This is a genomic window from Streptomyces africanus, from assembly GCF_002150735.1.
Taxonomy (GTDB): domain Bacteria; phylum Actinomycetota; class Actinomycetes; order Streptomycetales; family Streptomycetaceae; genus Streptomyces; species Streptomyces africanus.
On sequence record NZ_MUKA01000021.1, the window covers coordinates 15,112 to 33,166 of the forward strand.

The window sequence follows — 18,055 nt, forward strand, 5'->3', positions numbered from 1 at the left end:
GCCGCACTCGACACCACCGGAGCATCACGGCGTGTTGTCGCGCTGGACGTCCTTGCGGGAGGCGGCCATATAGCCCACGAAGCCGAGGATCGCCACCGTCCAGGACAGCGTGACCGGCCCCAGGCCCAGGTCGAGTCCGCCCCTGCCGTGGCCGACGGCCATCCAGTCGGCGACCGAGGCGCCGAGGGGCGGGTGATGACGTACGCGGCCCAGAACGCGGCCACCGCGTTCAGGCTGCCCCACCGGTGAGCGACGGCCGGGACAGCGATCGCGGCGGCGTACAGCACGGCGGAGCCCAGGTAGCCGAGGCCGATCGAGGCGGTGAGGTCGCCGGCGGCGGTGCCCAGCGCGAACGTGGCCAGCACGGCGGCCCAGTAGAAGGTCTCGCGGCGCCGGGTGTGGATGCTGTGGATGGACAGGGTGCCCTCGCTGCGGTACCAGAGGGCGAAGACGGCGGCCAGCGCGGCCATGAACAACGGGGTCGAGAGCGTGTACGGCACGCCCAGACCGACGTGCAGCACATCGGCGGCCATCGTGCCGAACACGCTGACCATGACGATCGCCGTCCAGTAGACCCGGGCCACGTACCGCCGAACGGCGAACTGCGCCACCAGAGCAGCCACCAGGGCGATGCCGCCGACGCCGACAGCGGGGATCGGGCCGAGCAGGTGGGCCAACCAGTCCGAGGCCGTCTCGCCCATACCGGTCGTCAGCACCTTGATGATCCAGAAGTAGACGGTCACCTCCGGCACCTTGCTCGCCGCGTGACGCATGTGGCCCGCGGGCCGGTTGTGAGTGAGGTGATCTGTCGTCGTGGCAGGCACGATGGCACGGTGCGCGGCGGTTGCCCCAGACCCTCCCAGACCTCGCGGATGTAGGGAGTGATCAAGCGCCGCAGTACGGGCCACTGCTCGGTGAACAGCCGGTGGTGCAGGAGGGCCACGACGGTCTCACTCAGTCCTTCGGCGAGGACGGTCCGGTAGAGCGTCATGCGGGACTTCGGACGGTCCAGGCGCGCCGGCGCAGCATCTTACGGGGAAGCACCACCGGAGCGCTTCGGTGGGGCTTCCTCGTCTCCCGCACAGAGGTCCCCGCAGGGTGGTTGCCGGCGGGGCTTCGCCGTTTGGCCCGCTCTCACGCAGCTCTCAGGACTCGCAGCTGGGCCCTTCCCACAGGCGAAACCGCCTGCTACGCCTCGCCCGCAACACACACACGGACATGCGCATGTTGCGAGCCGATGCACGGAGCGCGCAGGTGGACAGGGCGGTGAGTGCCGTGAAGCGGCCGGATCGCGGGACGGTCGACTCAGCCGCCGCTCTTACGCCTGAACGACCGCTGGCTCGCAGCCGGGCCGCGCGTTGCACGCACTTTCGACACATCGGGTGTGGCGGCAACATCGGCGGCGTCCGCCTGCGCACCGCGCTTGCGCGCCAGGGCTTCACGAAACTTGCGCTTGAGGTCGTAGTCGCCGTCGCTGTCCGGCGCCGGAGGGGACGTCTCCGGGGTAGCCGGCTCCGAACCTTCCGTGGATACGGGCTCTGCGGTCACGGTGACCTCCTGGGTTCGGGGGTGGGCAACCACAGCTTGTCATGCCGGGCGCCGTGCGGGGCGCCGACGACACCATCCTGCTCCGGTTCTGCGGGTATCCCGGGTGTCGATCCCGTGGCCAGGACGTTCGCTGCCAGGGCAACGCCTCTTAGGGCCCGTCCAGCGGATCATGCCGCAGACGCGGGGCCTGGTGCGCCGATCTGCGGCGTCAATAAGGCACCGCCGATTCCCTGCGACCTGATCCGCCGGACATGCCCTGGCCGTTGCGACGCACGAGGGCTGCCTTGCGGGCCTCGGCGAGCTTGCGGGCCTCACCCGCCTTTCGGGACGTGCCGCCGGCGGCGCGGGGAGGTGTCCTTGCTGGTGCCGAGGCCGCGGAAGGGAGCGTTGGTGCTCTTGGGCCGGGGGACGGCGGGCCCGCCGTCGAGCGGGGTCCCGGAGGGAGCCTTGGCGCCGGTGATCCGGCTCAGCTCCGCCTCATCCGAGCGCACCTTGGTGACGGTTGCCTCGATGCCGGCCCCGGCCATCATGCGGCTCGTCTCGCGCCGCCGGCCCGCCAGGCTGTCCGGACGCGAGCACATCGTGCTGGTCGGCGAGGCACTGAGTTGAGCGCATGCCCGCGCCGTAGCGCTGCCGGCCCGCGCTGCATCCACGCTGACTCCCGCCACCCGGCGTCCGTGAGCTGAGCAAGCGGATGCGGCGCGTCATCGGCGGACCGCACGGCGCGCGCCCCGCCTGCTGCCGATCGGCCGCCGACCGGACCACCACACTGCGACGTCGATGCGGACCGGGTGACCGCCGGAGCCCTCAGCCTTCAACGGGCCGGGGCGGTAGCGCCGGGCCACGTCGATCATCCCAGGGAAGAGGTCGATACCGAAGGCGTCGACGCCGAGCCGGTTCAGCTGGGCGGTGACGTCTCCGCGGCCGCAACCGGCGTCCACCACCTGCCCACCGCGCGCGGCCCGCACGCTGTCGGCGAACAACGTCAGGGCAGAACGAAGGTACTTGTGCCCGCCAAGTCCCGGTAAGTAATGAGGCGGCCGGCGGCTGAGTGACAGCACCGGCGAGGCGATCCGGAGTCACCGTAGTCTGGGCAGAAGCTGGTTACCGACGCGGATGGTCTCCTTCTTGTAGGGCGTGTCGGAGAGCACGAAGTGAGTGACGCCGAGCTTGCGGTAGTGGTCCAGGGCCGTGGCGACGTCGGCGGCGGAGCCGACCAGCCACGTGGTCCCCGCTCCGCCACCCCCGAACCTGCCGGGCGTCGTGTAGAGGCAGGTGTCGAGCACCTCGCCCCGCGCGGCGAGGTCGAGGAGCCGCCGCTGTCCGACAGCGGTCTTGCGGTTGCCCGTCCACGTCAGCTCGTGCGCCCCGGCCGCCGCCATCGTCGCGACCTTCTCCTCGGCCGCCTGCCACGCCTCTTCCGTGGTGTCGCGCACCAGCGTGGTGATCCGCAGCCCGAACTCGAGTGGCTTGTGCCGACGGCCCACCTGCTCGCTCAACGCCTTGAGCCGGTCGATGCGTTCGGCGATCCCGTCCAGGGGCTCGCCCCAGAAGAGCTGCACGTCCGCCTCCGCCGCCGACACCCGTTCGGCGGCCTCGGAGGCGCCGCCGAAGTAGAGCGTCGGATGCGCCCTCGCGTCGGTCGCGTAGGGCCGTGGCATCACCGTGGATCGCTCGACCTGGAAGTGCTCGCCGGCGAACGTGACGTCCTCCTCGGTCCACAGCCGCCGTACAAGACGCAGGAACTCCCGGGTCCGCTCGTACCGTTGCGCCGGGTCGCTGCGGGTGTCTCCGTACGCAGCCACGTTGTCGAGTCCGCTGACGATGTTGATCAGGACCCGGCCACGGCTGAGCTGGTCGAGTGTCGCCGCAGCGGTGGCGAAGTGCGCGGGCTGCCAGTAGCCGGGGCGGACGGCTATCAGGGGTTTGAAGGTGGTGGTCCGGGCGGCCAGCGCGGTGGCGACGGTGAAAGTGTCCGGCCGGCCCCACCCGGTTCCGATGAGTGCACCGCCCCAGCCGTGTTCCTCCGCCATGCGGGCGAGGTCGGTGGAGAACTCGATGGAGCCCCAGCCGATCGTCGTGTCGTCGCCGCGGTGGCCCGGCTCGACGGTGTTGGGGATGTACCAGAGGAATTCGGAACTCATCTTGTCTCCGATCAGGGAAGGAGGCCGGGGGCGGCGCGGTGTCAGCTCGACGAACGCCTGCGAAGCGCGGAGCCGGTGAGCGGGGGCGGGGTGTGACCGGCGTCGCGGGCCGAGGGCACGTCGCCCTTCGTCAGGGGCGCCCGTCCCGTCGGTACATGCAGATCCCCGTCCCGCAGCCGGCCGGTCGCCCACACACTGACCAGTCCGGTCAACGCGAGGTAGCCGCACGCCCACCACGGGCTGCCCGAACCGAGGGCCAGCAGAGCCGTCATGATCAGCGGGGTGATGCCGGACGCGAAGACGCCGGATACCTGGTAGACGAAGGACATGCCCGTGTACCGGACCGGTGTGGCGAAGAGGGCGGCGAACAGGGTGCCCTGGGCCCCGTAGAACCAGGCGTGCACGATGCCCAGCGTCACGACCAGCGCCGCCGCGAAGGCCCAGGTCCCGCCGGTGCCGAAGAGCCAGAACGCCGGGAAGACCGAGACGGAGAACGCGGCCATGCCGGTGATGTAGACCGCGCGGGCCCCGCGGAGGTCGACCACCGCTCCGGACACCGGTATCAGCACGGCCATCACCAGTGCCGCGGCCGTGACCGCGAGCAGCACGTGCGTACGGTCCAGCGCGAGAGTTCCGGTCGCATAGGTGATGGCGAAGACGGCCCAGGTGTTGAACGCGGCCCCCTCACCCCACCGGGCGAGCATCCCGAGCAGGACGTGCCGGCGCGCTTCCGGCGCACGCACCAGCTCCACCAGCGGCGCGGAACGCGGCAGTTCCTGAAGGCGGCGTACGGCACGGAAGGCCGGCGTCTCGTCGATCTTCAGCCGTACGGTCAGGCCGACCACCACGAGCACCAGGCTGACGAGGAAGGCTATCCGCCACCCGTAGGCGAGGAACGCCTCGTCACTGAGCGCGTCGCTCAGCAGCGCGAACACGCCGGTCCCCAGCGCCAGTCCGAGGGCCAGCCCGATCTGCGGGCGGCTGCCGAACCGGCCCTTGCGGCCGACGGGACCGTACTCCACGGCCAGCAGCACCGCCCCGGCCCACTCCCCACCCAGCGCCACGCCCTGCGCGATACGCAGGACCAGAAGCAGCGCGGGGGCGAGGATGCCGACCTGCTGATATGTGGGCAGCAGACCGATCAGGGCAGTGGAGACGCCCATCAGCCCCATGGTGAAGGCCAGGGTGCGCTTGCGGCCGATCCGGTCTCCGATGTGCCCGAAGAGCAGACCGCCCACGGGGCGGGCGAGGAAGCCCACGGCGAACGTCGCGAAGGACAGCATCGTGCCGACCGTGCCGTTGGACGTGGGGAAGAACAGCTTGTCGAAGACAAGCCCGGCGGCCGTGCTGTAGAGGAAGAAGTCGTACCACTCGACGGTGGTGCCGAGCAGACTGGCGAGCACCACGGTCCTCAGCCGGGCAGGAGCCGGGGCATCGAGTTCCGCCTTCTGGGCTTGCGACGTCTGCGACGGTACGGGCGCGGCGCTCATCGCGGACCACCGCCGTACCCGGCCATCCGGCCGAGGGAGCCGACGGAGACCGGGCGGTCACCGATGGTGGGCAGGAACAGGGGAAGGGCATACGCGGACATGTGGCTCCGAGTGGGGTGCGGAAGACTGCGTGCGGGCATGCCGACGCGGTGGCGTACGTGCATGTACGCGTCGCGGCACGCGAGGGCGCGTGAAAAAGGGGGGCCGCAGCCTTGACCGGTCCGCGTGATGCCGTGGGGGGCCGGACGCGCGCAGGCTGACGGCCCGGTGGCCCTACGCCGCCAGGGGGCTCATGGGCTCTTGGCCGTCAGCCGCGACAGTTCGCGCTGGACTGGCGGCACAGATCAACGTGCAGTCGTCCCACGAGGGTGTCGGCAGCAGCGGTCATGCCAGGCATTGTGCGTGCGCTGCCCTGCCGAACTCAAGTCAGCGAACCTCGCGTACACCGCAGGACGGTCGGCGCCCTGGTGGCCACGAACGCGGTCATCACCGCATCCGGGCCGGGCGCGCTTTTCGCCCCTGCGTTGGCACGCCATTCGAGCCGCACGTCGACGCTCTACACGTTCGCCTGTGCGCTGGGCGAGGCGGTCGGCCCGGCCTTGCTGTCGGCGACCCCGCGGATGCGGTCGGGGTAGGCCCCGGAATCCGCCGTCGGCCGTCAGGGGACCTCCGCCCCCGCCTCTGGGCCCTCGCCCCCACATCGTCCCCTCCCGGCGGCCACGCCTACCGCACCTGCCGCGCCGCCGGGGACGGCAGCCTGCGGACCACACATCCGTCAAGCCTGCGTGGATCGAGGGAGCCGTGGAGTCCGCCGTGCGGGCCGCCTTGGAGATCCACACCGCGTGAGCCGCGCGGTCCGCTGAGCCACGACGCAGACGCAGGCCCCGGCGCACCGGCGCCGGGGCCGTTTCACTGTGAACGCTCCAGTTGTCAACAGGAACTGCCACAGGATGACGAACTGCTGCCGCAGGACGACGAGCTGCCGCAGGACGAGGAGCTACCGCAGGACGACGAGCCGCTGCCGGAGCAGGAGGAGGAGGAACCGCCGCAGGAAGAACCGGACGGCGAGCCGTCGCAGGAGTCACCCGCGGCGTACCAGGACGAACCGCTGGACGCCGTGCCAACGCCTCCCGTAGCTGATGCAGCACCCGTACCGCTGCTCGTCGGCCACGCCCCGTACCCCTGCCCACTCCGCAGGCCGTACCCGGGCGTCTGCGGGCCCAGATGGTCCCAGGCACGCCGCCAAGCCCGACGCACGAGCCAGGCACACAGCACGGCCATCACCAGCACGGCGACAACCACCACGACCAAAGCAGTCACGATCATTTTTTCCCCCCCCCCGTCCACCGGGCCAGGCGCACCGGCTGTCCGGACCTTGCCCCCTGCCGTGACGACTTCAATCTCCCCTTGAGCAAGCCAAGAGGTTCTGCACGACTCACACCGATCCGCACCCGCCGCCCGACAGCACCCGCAGCGCCGACGCCACGGCATCGGCCATCGCCCGGCGCGCCGCGGTGAGGGCGGGCCGGGGGTCGACGGCCGCGGGCGCCGCGGCGAGGGTGTCGCGGACCGCGCCGGTGAACGCGACGTTCAGTGCCGTTCCGATGTTGACCTTGACCATGCCGGCCGCCACCGCCTGCCGGAGCTCCCCGTCGGGCACGCCCGTCGAGCCGTGCAGAACCAGCGGCACGGGGACCGCCTCCGCGAGGCGGGCGATGAGACCGTGGTCCAGCCGGGCCGTGCGCGTGGTCATCGCGTGGGAGCTGCCGACCGCGACGGCCAGTGCGTCGACCCCGGTGGCGGACACGAAGTCGCGTGCTTGACCGGGGTCGGTACGTGCCGAGGGTGCGTGCACCCCGTCCTTGCCGCCGATCTCGCCGAGTTCCGCCTCCACCCACAGACCCCGGGCATGCGCCCACTGCGCCGCCGCGCGCGTGGCTGCGACGTTCTCGGCGTGCGGCAGCGCGGACGCGTCGAACATGACGGATCCGAAGCCGCAGTCCGCTGCGCGGCGCAGCAGCCGTTCGTCGGTGACGTGGTCGAGGTGCAGGGACACGGGAACGGTGGCCGCCTCGGCGAGCGCGGCGGTGGCCAGGGCTATCGGGGCGAGCCGGCCGCCGTGGAACCGCACCGCGTTCTCGCTGATCTGGCAGATGACCGGGCAGCCCGCGGCTTCCGCCCCGGTGACCACGGCCTCGGCGTGCTCCAGGGTGATCACGTTGAACGCGCCGACGGCCCGTCCGTCGCCGCACGCGGAGCTCACCACGTCGGCGGTGGGAGTCAGCGGCACGGACGGCCTCCTGTCGCAGGCGACAGCGGCAAGGACTGGCGGGACGTGCAGGGTTTTGTTCGTTTAGGGACCATAAAATACCCAATCAAGCGCTGTGGTTTCATGGAGATGCGCACCTCGTGGCGCACATCACCGACAGGGAGTTGTGAGAGATGGCGGCACCGCAGGCCCGCTGGAGCGCGCTGCTGGAGATGCTGACGCGCGACGGACGGATCGAAGTCGAGCCGGCTGCCGAGGAGTTGGGGGTCTCCGCCGCGACGATCAGGCGCGACCTCGACGAGCTGGCCCGTCAGCAGATGGTCACCCGCACGCACGGCGGCGCCGTGATCAACGCGATCGCCTACGACCTGCCGCTGCGTTACAAGGCCGCGCGCAAGGCTCCGGAGAAGGAGCGGATCGCGGACGCGGCGGCCGGGCTGGTCAAGGCCGGCGCCGTGGTGGGGCTCAACGGCGGCACCACGACCACCGAGGTGGCGCGGGCCCTGGCCACCCGGGCCGACCTGAGTTCCGGCGGCGCGGAGACGGCGGTCACCGTGGTGACCAACGCCCTGAACATCGCCAACGAACTGGTCGTACGGCGCCACATCAAGCTCGTGGTGACCGGCGGGGTGGCCCGGCCGGCGTCCTATGAGCTGATCGGGCCGCTGGCCACCGAACTGCTGGCGGAGATCGCGCTGGACCAGGTCTTCATCGGGGTGGATGCCATCGACGTGGCCCACGGGGCGACCGCCCACCACGAGGGCGAGGCCAGCATCAACCGGGCGCTGGCCCGCCGCGCGCTGCAGGTCGTCGCGGTGGCCGACTCCTCCAAGCTGGACCGGCGGGCCTTCGCCCGCATCTGCCCGGTGGAGGACATCGACGTCCTGGTAACCGACAAGGCCGCCTCGGACGAGCTGACCGAGGCGTTCACGGCGGCCGGTGTCGAGGTCATCCGCGCCTGACACCACATGCCGCTTCCGTGGCGGCCCCGGCCGCGGCCTCGGCTCCGGCGCGCGTCTCTGTGTCATCCCCGGACGCCGCCCGCGGTCAGGCCGGCGACGAGGTGACGCTCCACGAAGACGAACAGCACCACCACGGGCACGATCGCGACGAGCGACGTGGCGAACAGGTACTGCCACTGCTCGTGGTACGAGGTGACGAAACCGGGAATCGCCTTGGTCAGGGTCATCCGGTCACCGGACGAGGTGATGGTGAGCGCCACCACGTACTCGTTCCACGCGCTGATGAAGGTGTAGACGAGCGCGGTCACCACACCGGGCATCGCGAGGGGCAGGACGACACGGGTGAGGGAGCCGAGCCGCCCGGTGCCGTCGAGCCAGGCCGCCTCCTCCAGTTCCCGGGGGATGCTCGCGAAGTACGCGTTGAGGATCCACACGCAGAACGGCAGGTTGAACGCCGCGTTCACCAGGATGAGGCCCTCGGCGGTGTCGGTCAGGTCGAGGCTGACCATCTCCCGGTAGATGCCGACCAGCAGCGCGGTCGGAGCGAACATCTGGGTGATGAGGACGAGCAGCAGGAAGGCGCCGCGCCCACGGAAGCGGTGCCGGGCGGTGTAGTACGCGGCGGGCATCCCGACCGCCAGGGCGAGCAGTGTCGAGGCCCCGGCGACGTAGAGCGAGAACATCAGCGCGTCCGCGACGCGCGGGTCGGTGAGCGACCAGATGTGCGTGAAGTTCGACCACTCCCAGGTGGAGGGCAGATAGGACGGCGGGGACTTCATCAGTTCGGGCGTCGGTTTGAGCGCCGTCAGCAGCATCTCCGCGTAGGGCGCGAGAAACATCACCGCCACCAGCCATCCGACGGCGGTGAGCAGGACGGTGCGCAGCTTCATCGGTCCTCGCCGCCTCCTGGGCGGAGCTGCTGTGCGGGACATGACGGCGGTCCTGCTCACGGGGTGTCCTCCTGTCGGCGGACGACGCGCAGATAGACCAGCACCACGGCCAGGATCAGCCCGAAGTTGACGACGGCCATGGCGGCCGACTCCCCCACCGACTGGTTGTCGAAGGCGAGTTTGTACAGGTAGGTGGTGGTCGTGTCGGTGGCGAAGCCGGGGCCGCCGCGCGTCATGGCCCAGATGATGGGGAACGAGTTGAACACGTTGATGACGTTGATGATCGCGGCGACCACCAGAGCGGGCCGCAGCAGCGGCAGGGTGATGCCCAGGTAGCCGCGGAGCGGGCCGGCGCCGTCCACCCGCGCCGCCTCGTACACCTCGGCGGGGATGCTCTGCAGGCCGGCCAGCAGGACGAACGAGGTGAACGGCAGCGAGACGAACACCGCGACGCCCATCATCGCGACCAGGGCCTGCCCCGGATCGGCCAGCCAGTTGACGGGCGCGTCCAGCACGCCGAGGTCCATGAGCAGCCGGTTGATCACGCCGTAGAAGTTGTTGAGCATCCAGCGCCAGATGAGTGCCGTCATCAGCACGGACGAGGCCCAGGGCACGATCAGCGCCCACCGCACCAGCCGGCGCCCGGGGAACCGGGAGTTCAGCAGTTGGGCCAGGCCGAGGGAGACCACGATCGTGACGGTGACGACCCCGACGACCCATACGAGGGTGCGCAGCAGCACTCCGGGCAGGTCGCCCTCGGCGAACAGGTCGGTGTAGTTGCGGACTCCGGCGAAGCCCTGGGACAGACCCGTGGAGCTCACCCGCGTCAGGGACGTGCGGATCATCTCGACGACCGGCCAGACGACCATGGTCAGGATGAGGGCTGTCGCGGGACCGAGCCACAACAGGGGCTCCAGCGCGCGCCATGTCCTGCGGGCGCGGCGCGGCGAGGGCGGCGGTGGTGGCGCCGCCACCGGGGCCGGGTGTTCGGCCCCGGCGGCGCTCACGGTGACATCGGGTACGGCCACCGGGGTCAGTCGCCCTTCTGTGCGGTCTTCTGGATCTCGCCCAGGACCTTCGCCGGGTCGCCGCCCGCCACCGCCGTGCCGATGCGCTGCTTCACGGCTCCGTCGACCGCCGCCCAGGCGGGGTCGTCGGTGGGGGCGAACTCGGCGCTGGAGAGGGCGTCGACGAACGGCTTGTAGTAGGCGGCGTTCTTGCTGTCGGAACTGAGCACCTGACCGGCCGAGTCGGTGACCGACAGGAACCCCTCGGTGGAGACGAACTTGGCGGCGTTCTCCTTCTGGTAGAAGAAGTCGAGGAACTTCTTCACGGCCGCCTTGTTCGACCCGTCGCTCTTCTTGAACGCGACGAGGTAGTCCTGCACGCCGAGCGTCTTGTGGGTGCTGCCGTCCTTGCTGGGCAGGGCCGCGACGCCGTAGTTCAGTTTCGCGTCGACCGGGTCGATGAAGCCCTTCCGCATGAAGACCGCCCCGTTCAGCATGCCGATCTTGCCCTGGGCGAACTGGTTGAAGACGTCCTTGCGGTTGGTGGCCTCGGGGTTGGGCTGGGTGACCTTTTCCTTTGTCAGTTTCCGCAGGTAGCTGAGCGTGTCGACGTTGGCCGGCTGGTCGATCGCCCACGTGCCCGAGGAGTCGGTCCAGCCGCCGCCGTTGTTCATCGCCCAGATCTGGAACTCGGCCTGGGCCTCCTCGGGGCCCAGGGGCAGTCCCAGGCCTATGTAACCCGCCTTCTTGATCTTCTTGGCGTCGGCCTCCACCTCGGCCCAGGTGGTGGGCGGCTGGGCTATGCCCGCCTTGGCGAAGATGTCCTTGTTGTAGAAGAACAGGCGCGCGCTGGAGATGAAGGGCAGGCCGTACTGGGCCCCCTTGTACTGCGCCTTCTGCCGGAACAGCGGGAGGAAGTCGGCCAGCACCTTGGGAGAGACGACGTCCTGCGCCTTGTGGATCAGGCCGTCGCGGGCGAAGTCGGAGAACTTGTTGTAGTTGAGGATGTCGGGGACCTGCTTGGTCTGGACGTACGTCTTGACCTTGGAGTCCATCTGCTCCCAGTCGACGACTTCGAGATTCACCTTGTAGCCGGGGTTGGCGGCTTCGAAGTCCTTGATCAGCGCGGTCCAGTAGGCCTGGGTGTCGTCGTCGTACTTCGCGGCGACGAACTTGATCGTTCTGCCGTCGGATCCGCCGCTGTCCGAGGAGCTGCCCTTGCCGCATCCAGTGAGGGCCAGTGCCAGGGACAGCGCCCCGGCGAGGCCTGCGAGGTGCCGTTTCACGGAGTACCTCTCCGCACGCATGGCGTGCTTCGTCCAGCGCGTGCTCGCCGATTGCGCGCCCGCTTGCTTGTTTATGCTCGATTCCAGGTGCTATCAATCACTGAACGACATGATGCTCCAGGAAACGCACACGGTGTCAAGAGGCGTCTCATCACGCATCCGTCACGCCGTGCGCCCGAGAAGGGGAGACCTCCCGATGAGTCAGACCGAGATCGAGATCGCCACCCAGCCCGACTGCTGGCGGCAGGCCGTGGCACTGGCCCGGCAACCCGACGGCCCCGCCGCCTCGCTGCCCCGGCCCGGCGAGCGGGTGGCCGTCGTCGGCTGCGGGACGTCGTGGTTCATCGCTCAGGCGTACGCGGCGCTGCGGGAGTCGGGCGGCCACGGCGAGACCGATGCCTTCGCCGCCTCCGAGATGCCGGCGGGGCGCGCCTACGACCGGGTGGTCGCGCTGACCCGGTCCGGGACGACGACCGAGGTGCTGGAGCTGCTCCGCCGGCTGCGCGGGCACACCCCGACGACTGCGGTGACCGCGGTACCTCAGTCGCCGGTGAGGGAGTCGGCGGACGCCGTCGTCCCGCTCGACTTCGCCGACGAGACCTCGGTCGTCCAGACCCGGTTCGCCAGCACGGAACTGGTCCTCCTGCGGGCGCACCTGGGCGAGGACCTGGGGCATCTGCCGCAGCAGGGGCAGTCCGCGCTGGACGAACCGCTGCCGGCCGGGGTGCTCGAGGCCGAGCAGTTCACCTTCCTGGGGCAGGGCTGGGCGTACGGGATCGCCCAGGAGGCAGCGCTGAAAATGCGCGAGGCGGCCGCCGCCTGGACGGAGGCCTATCCGGTGATGGAGTACCGGCACGGCCCGATCAGCGTCACCGGGCCCGGCCGTGTGGCGTGGTGGTTCGGGGACCCGACCGCCCTGCCGTCCGGTCTCGCCGACGACATCGCCCGCACCGGCGGGCAGTTGGTGGCACTCGGCCGGGACCCACTGGCGGACCTCGTCGTGGTGCACCGGCTCGCAGCCGCCCTCGCCTCGGCGCGCGGGCTCGACCCGGACAATCCACGCCATCTGACCCGTTCGGTGATCCTGGCCTGACCAGGCATCCCCGGATGGATCTCGGGGTTCGGAGAATTTACCTGGCTGTTACGAACGGTTTCCGGTCCCGCCGAGGCCTCTCGGCGGGGCGGTGGAGCCACCGCCACCAGGGACAACAGCTGCTCCAGGAGATCGCTCCAAGCACCCGGGAGGCCGCATGCCTCACATGTTGACAGGTGGCGACTACCGCAAGAGCATGAGCGAAATCGCTTGGAATCTTGCATCGGCACGCAGCATCAAGCAGATCGCAAGCCCCGCCCGGCACCGCGCTTCCTCGTGGCCGTGCACTGCGCACGCCACCGGCACCACGCACCGCCGCTCCTGAGTCACCGTCCTGTCCGACAGGAGGACACGAGTGCACCCCCGACTGAGCAGTCCTGGCGGCCCGTTGCTCGCAGCCGCGCTGACCGCCGCCCTGCTGACGGCGCCCGTCACCGGCTCCACCACCGCGGCCGCGGCCGGCAGTGCCGAGCCGAAGGTGGCCCGCACCGCGGACGCCGTCACGGTCTCCGTGCCCGCCTCCGCCGGCACCCCCGGCTACACCCTCGACGTAGCCACCGACGAACTCGCCCTGACCACGCGCCGCGCCGGGAAAACGGTGCTCGCCACCGCCTCCGGCGACACCGGCGCCCTGCGCTTCACCACGGCGGACGGCACCTGGCAGCACGCGACCGACGTCACCGACTGGACGTGGAAGAACGGCGTCCTGACCGTCACCGCCGACAGCACGGTCGACGGCGCCACGGTGGAGGCCCGGATCACCCCCCGCGCCGACCGCTACCAACTCGACTGGGACGTCCACGGCGGCGGACCGAAGCAGCTGGGCCTCGCCTACGACCTGTCGTCGGCCGGCCACTGGTACGGCCACGGCGAGGCCGAGACCCCGCAGGGCGGTCCCGGCACCGACCAGCCCTGGCCGCTCGACGCCGGCGAGGTCGACCACAAGACCTTCGGCCCGGCGTCGTACCACATGATCGACCCGTTCTGGTACACCTCCAGGTCGACCGGTCTGCGCGTCGACACCGGAAATGTCATGGACGTGGCGCTCAACAAGGGCAAGGACGGCCTCGGCAACTTCGTCGTCGAGTCGCCCGACACCTTCAAGGCCACGGTCTTCGTCGAGTCGACCCCGCTGGAGGTCTACCGCGACTACATCGGCATCGTCGGCAAACCCACCAAGTCCGATGCCCCGTACGAGCAGTACGCGAAGCCGCTGTGGAATTCCTGGGCGCAGTTCTACACCAAGGTCGATCAGGAGAAGCTGCTCGACTACGCCACGGACCTCCACGACAACGGCCTGGACGGGCACACCATCCAGCTCGACGACAAGTGGGAGTCGAACTACGGCAATCTGACCTGGGATCCCAAGACCTTCCCCGATCCCAAGGGTCTCTCCAAGAAGATCCACGACATGGGGTTCGACTTCGGCGTCTGGGTCACCCTGTGGATCAACCTGGACTCCGCCAACTACCAGTACGCGGTCGACCACGGCTATCTGCTCATGGACGCCAAGGACAAGACCAAGCCGTGTGACGTGACCTGGTGGAACGGTGAGGCGGGGATCATCGACCTGGCCAACCCCGAGGCCAAGGCCTGGTACGAGGGCAACCTCAAGTCGCTGATGGACACGTACGACATCGACGGGCTGAAGTTCGACACGCGCTTCTTCGACGAGAGGTGCGCGCCGCGCGAGGGCTCCCAGGTCACGGACTACCAGAAGCTCGGCACGCAGCTCGCCGACGAGTTCGACCTCCAGGGCGCCGGCATCCGCGTGCACTGGAACAAGACGGCCCACGAGGCCGGCTTCGTCACCCGCCAGGTCGACAAGGGCACCGGCTGGGACTCGCTGCGTGCCTCCGCCTCCCAGAACCTGGCGATCTCCACCATCGGCTATCCGTTCGTCGAGTCGGACATGATCGGCGGCTCCGGCGGCCAGCCCGCCCCGACGAAGGACGTACTGGTGCGGTGGGCGCAATCCGCCTCACTGATGCCGCTGATGTACGCCTCGACCTCGCCGGTGGACACCAACGACACCACCACCGGGCAGAAGGTGGACTACGACCGGGAGACGGTGGACCTCTACCGGCAGGCGATCAAGACGCACGAGAAGCTCGCTCCGTACATCTGGGACCAGGTGCAGAGCACCCTGAAGACCGGCGATCCGATCATGCGGCCGCTGTTCTTCGACTTCCCGAAGGACGAGGCGAGTTACACGGTCGCCGACGAGTGGATGCTCGGCCCGGCCGTCCTGGCCGCGCCGAAGCTGAGCACCGGCGCCACCCGCTCCGTGCATCTGCCGCCGGGCACCTGGTACGACGTCAACCAGGGCACGGTGATCCGCGGCCCCAAGACCCTGAAGGGCTACGCGGCGCCGCTCGGCGTCACCCCGGCCTTCGTCAACGTCAAGGCCGAGGGCGCCGACAAGGCCATCAAGGCGCTCAGGCGCAACGACGCTCCGGCCGCCTCCGTCCTGATCACCCCGGACGCCCCGGCCACCGATGCCGGCAAGCCGTTCGAGGTGACCACCGACGTGACCAACTGGAGCACCGGGACCCTCACGAGCGTCAAGGCGGCGCTGGACCTGCCCGACGGGTGGAGCGCCAAGGCGACCGGCCCGACCACGGCGAGCTCCCTCAAGAACGGCGCCACACTCACCACCACATGGACGGTGACCCCGGCCGAGGACGCCCGCTGGGGCAGCCACGACCTCACCGGAACCGCCACCTACACCGGGTCCAACGGCTCGACGAAGGTGTCCGACACCGTGCAGGCGCAGGTGAAGGCCGCCCCGGGCAGCGTGCAGGCGCCCTACCTGACGACCGACACCACCTCCGAGGACCCCCAGTACGCCCAGGCCGGTGATCAGTTCGCCATCTGGGCGGGCGGCCAGGACCTGTCCGGCTGGAAGGACGAGAAGGGCGTCATCTACCGCGACGACGTGGCAGGCGAAAAGGCCACTGTGCAGGCTCAGCTGGTTTCCCAGAACAGCGTCTCACCGGTCGGCAAGGCGGGCATCGCCCTCGCCAACGACCTGACCGCACCCGAGAAGGGCGGTTACGCGGTGCTGGTCATGACCCAGAGTTACGGCCTGGAGTTCATGACCGACAGCGACGGCGACGGGAAGCTCGACACCTGGGCCGGCGGCGGCTCCACCTACCACCCGGCGTATCTGAAGCTGACCCGGGACGGCGCCACCTACACCGCGTACGCCAGCAAGGACGGCCAGACCTGGTCGCAGGTGGGCACCGCCCAGGTGCCGTCGGCCGCCGGCACCGAAGACGCCGGGATGGTCGCCAGCGCGGCCAACGTCAACTACCCCGGCAAGAACATCGAAGCCGTCTTCAGCGGATTCTCCGTCACCTCCTGACACGCCGGTCCGGCACCACCGCCACCCCCCGCCACTCCGGCAGGCCTCCCCTCCCCTGGGGGGCCTGCCGGGGACCACTCCCTGCACAGCCGTGAGAATTGGAACCCACCCCATGGCACGTACACCCTCAGCTGTCGCCGGCTTCGTAGCGGGCGTGGTCGTGGCCGCCAGTACCACCGCGATCGCCGTCACCGGTACGACGACCAGCGGCACCGACCCCAACTCCAAGGCCACCACCACCTGGCTGACCGTCAAGGTCGCCGATGCCATGGGCACCAGAGACACCATCACCTGGGTCCCCACCGGCTCCTTCGCCGGCTCCGCGGAAGAACGGGTCCCGCGCTATCCGATGACCCCCATCCAGGGCAAGGACACCAAGGAGCTCAAGCTCTCCGCCGTGCGCAACGAGCAGGTCTCGGCGCAGCTTGCGATCGCCTCCGGCCACAACCTCGACGACGTCAAGGCCGTGGTCGGCGACCTCACCGGGCCCGGCGGCTCGAAGCTGTCCGGTGCCGACACCCAGGTCCGGTTCGTCAAGTACGTGCCCGTGCAGCGCTCCAAGAGCGAGGTCGACTGGTCCGCCACCATCGACCAGGTCAGCTCCGGCAAGGAGGTGTCCGGCGACCGCAACCCCGACGTGGTGGGCGACCCGCTGGAGGAGGGGTCGTCGGTGGACGTACCCGCGTACGCGGCGCAGCCGCTGTGGTTCACCTTCCACATCCCCAAGGGGGCCAAGCCCGGCACCTACACCGGCACGGTCAAAGTCAACGCCGACGGACGCACCCAGACCACCTACCCGCTGACCATCGAGGTCGCCGACGCGAGCGTGCCCGACCCGAAGGACTACAGCTTCTTCCTCGACGTGTGGGCGCAGCCGGAGACGATCGCCAAGAACCACGGCGTCAAGCTCTGGTCCGACGACCACTGGAGGCTGATCGACAAGTACGACCGCGACCTGGCCTCGCACGGCCAGAAGGTCATCAACACCACCATCGTCGACAACCCGTGGCACCACCAGTGGTCGCTCGGCACCCGCGAGTCGCAGACGGCCACGCCGTACACCAGCATGGTGGGCTGGGCCTGGAACGGAAAGACGTTCTCCTTCGACTTCAGCCGCTGGGACAAGTACGTCGAGACCGCCAGACGCGCCGGTCTCGGTCCCGACATCGGCGCCTTCTCCATGCTGGCCTTCCAGGACCAGGAGCACCTCACCTACACCGACACCAGCACCGGCAAGACGGTCTACGAGAACGTCGATCTGGGCGGCGACCGCTGGCGTCAGGCGTGGGGGGCCTTCCTCCCCGCTTTCGAGAAGCACGTGAAGGCGAAGGGCTGGCTGGACCACACCTGGCTGTCCTTCGACGAGCGGCCCATCAGCACGATGACGGTCGTCAAGGACTTCGTCCACGAGGTCGCGCCGGCCTTCGACGACCGCATCTCCGTGGCGGGTTCGATCAACACCGAAGGCGTCGCGTCCAACCTGTCCGTCGACTGGGGCGGCATCGACGCGATGACGAAGGAGAAGGTGGAGGAACGGCGCAAGGCCGGCAAGATCACGACCTTCTACGTGTACGGCTCCCCGGCCCACCCGAACACGCTGTCCTACTCGCCGGCCGTAGAGTCGCGGATGCTGCCGTGGATCTCCGCCCAGCGGGATCTGGACGGCTTCCTGCGCTGGTCGTACAACAGCTGGACCAGTGATCCCTTCAAGCAGCCGGTGTACATCTTCACGCAGGGCGACGAGTACCTGGTCTACCCGGGCAAGGACGGCCCGATGTCCAGCATCCGCTGGGAGCAGCTGAAGGAGGGCATCGAGGACTACGAACTCATCGCCCAGCTGCGGAAGAAGGACGGCGGCACCGACAGCGACGCACTGACCGACGCTCTCACCACCGCGACCCGCAACCTCGACGGCCGTACCAAGGACGTCAACGACATCGAGACCGCGCGGGCGGCAGTCGTGAAGGGGCTGACGTCATGAGAGGCAGGTGGAGATCTC

13 protein-coding genes and 2 pseudogenes are annotated in these 18,055 nt (G+C 69.7%); 4 read left to right on the plus strand and 11 right to left on the minus strand.

Going from position 1 to position 18,055, the window contains the following annotated elements; genetic code table 11:
- Window positions 1-24 precede the first annotated feature (24 nt).
- From CCL05_RS03355 to CCL05_RS03395, 8 genes and pseudogenes are all read right to left on the minus strand, one after another.
- Window positions 25-773 (minus strand): annotated as a pseudogene (locus CCL05_RS03355) (COG4705 family protein).
- 532 nt (window positions 774-1,305) lie between these two features.
- Entirely contained in the window at window positions 1,306-1,548 is a 243-nt protein-coding gene (locus CCL05_RS03365; RefSeq protein ID WP_086558975.1) for a DUF5302 domain-containing protein, read from the minus strand.
- Between the two features lie 208 nt (window positions 1,549-1,756).
- A pseudogene (locus tag CCL05_RS03370) lies at window positions 1,757-2,108 on the minus strand (hypothetical protein); the annotation flags it as partial.
- Between the two features lie 144 nt (window positions 2,109-2,252).
- Window positions 2,253-2,531, minus strand: a complete 279-nt coding sequence (locus CCL05_RS47375; protein ID WP_425275883.1) for a class I SAM-dependent methyltransferase — start codon at window positions 2,529-2,531, stop codon at window positions 2,253-2,255.
- 96 nt (window positions 2,532-2,627) lie between these two features.
- On the minus strand, window positions 2,628-3,692 hold the full coding sequence (locus CCL05_RS03380) for an LLM class flavin-dependent oxidoreductase (protein ID WP_086558977.1): 1,065 nt from the start codon (window positions 3,690-3,692) through the stop codon (window positions 2,628-2,630).
- Window positions 3,693-3,733: 41 nt separating this feature from the next.
- Window positions 3,734-5,182, minus strand: coding sequence for an MFS transporter (locus CCL05_RS03385; RefSeq protein ID WP_086558978.1), 1,449 nt, complete (start codon window positions 5,180-5,182; stop codon window positions 3,734-3,736).
- Between the two features lie 307 nt (window positions 5,183-5,489).
- Window positions 5,490-5,579 carry a putative leader peptide gene (locus CCL05_RS47380; protein ID WP_425275884.1) on the minus strand — a complete coding sequence of 30 codons (90 nt, stop codon included), beginning with the start codon at window positions 5,577-5,579 and terminating at the stop codon, window positions 5,490-5,492.
- A gap of 1,038 nt (window positions 5,580-6,617) precedes the next feature.
- The gene (locus CCL05_RS03395; RefSeq protein ID WP_086558980.1) at window positions 6,618-7,472 is read right to left on the minus strand and encodes a class II fructose-bisphosphate aldolase; all 855 of its coding nucleotides are present in this window, start codon (window positions 7,470-7,472) and stop codon (window positions 6,618-6,620) included.
- A 152-nt stretch (window positions 7,473-7,624) separates the two neighbouring features.
- Here CCL05_RS03395 and CCL05_RS03400 point away from each other — a divergent pair, with 152 nt between their 5' ends.
- Window positions 7,625-8,413: a DeoR/GlpR family DNA-binding transcription regulator gene (locus tag CCL05_RS03400; protein WP_086558981.1), complete on the plus strand. Its 789-nt coding sequence runs from the start codon at window positions 7,625-7,627 to the stop codon at window positions 8,411-8,413.
- A 62-nt stretch (window positions 8,414-8,475) separates the two neighbouring features.
- On the opposite strand, the gene CCL05_RS03405 is transcribed toward CCL05_RS03400, so the two are convergent.
- The 3 genes from CCL05_RS03405 to CCL05_RS03415 are packed head-to-tail and all read right to left on the minus strand — an operon-like array spanning window position 8,476 to window position 11,617.
- Window positions 8,476-9,303, minus strand: a complete 828-nt coding sequence (locus CCL05_RS03405; protein ID WP_086558982.1) for a carbohydrate ABC transporter permease — start codon at window positions 9,301-9,303, stop codon at window positions 8,476-8,478.
- Window positions 9,304-9,359: 56 nt separating this feature from the next.
- Window positions 9,360-10,310 (minus strand): carbohydrate ABC transporter permease, encoded by a 951-nt coding sequence (locus CCL05_RS03410; protein ID WP_244204138.1) that lies wholly within the window; start codon window positions 10,308-10,310, stop codon window positions 9,360-9,362.
- Window positions 10,311-10,336: 26 nt separating this feature from the next.
- Window positions 10,337-11,617 carry an extracellular solute-binding protein gene (locus CCL05_RS03415; RefSeq protein WP_244204139.1) on the minus strand — a complete coding sequence of 427 codons (1,281 nt, stop codon included), beginning with the start codon at window positions 11,615-11,617 and terminating at the stop codon, window positions 10,337-10,339.
- Window positions 11,618-11,792: 175 nt separating this feature from the next.
- Between CCL05_RS03415 and CCL05_RS03420 the strand changes: the two genes are divergently transcribed.
- The 3 genes from CCL05_RS03420 to CCL05_RS03435 all read left to right on the plus strand — a co-directional run bounded on the left by CCL05_RS03420 (window position 11,793) and on the right by CCL05_RS03435 (window position 18,037).
- Window positions 11,793-12,689, plus strand: a complete 897-nt coding sequence (locus tag CCL05_RS03420; protein ID WP_086558984.1) for an SIS domain-containing protein — start codon at window positions 11,793-11,795, stop codon at window positions 12,687-12,689.
- A 355-nt stretch (window positions 12,690-13,044) separates the two neighbouring features.
- Window positions 13,045-16,056: a TIM-barrel domain-containing protein gene (locus tag CCL05_RS03430; RefSeq protein ID WP_244204140.1), complete on the plus strand. Its 3,012-nt coding sequence runs from the start codon at window positions 13,045-13,047 to the stop codon at window positions 16,054-16,056.
- A gap of 112 nt (window positions 16,057-16,168) precedes the next feature.
- Entirely contained in the window at window positions 16,169-18,037 is a 1,869-nt protein-coding gene (locus CCL05_RS03435; RefSeq protein ID WP_086558987.1) for a DUF4091 domain-containing protein, read from the plus strand.
- Window positions 18,038-18,055: the final 18 nt, after the last annotated feature.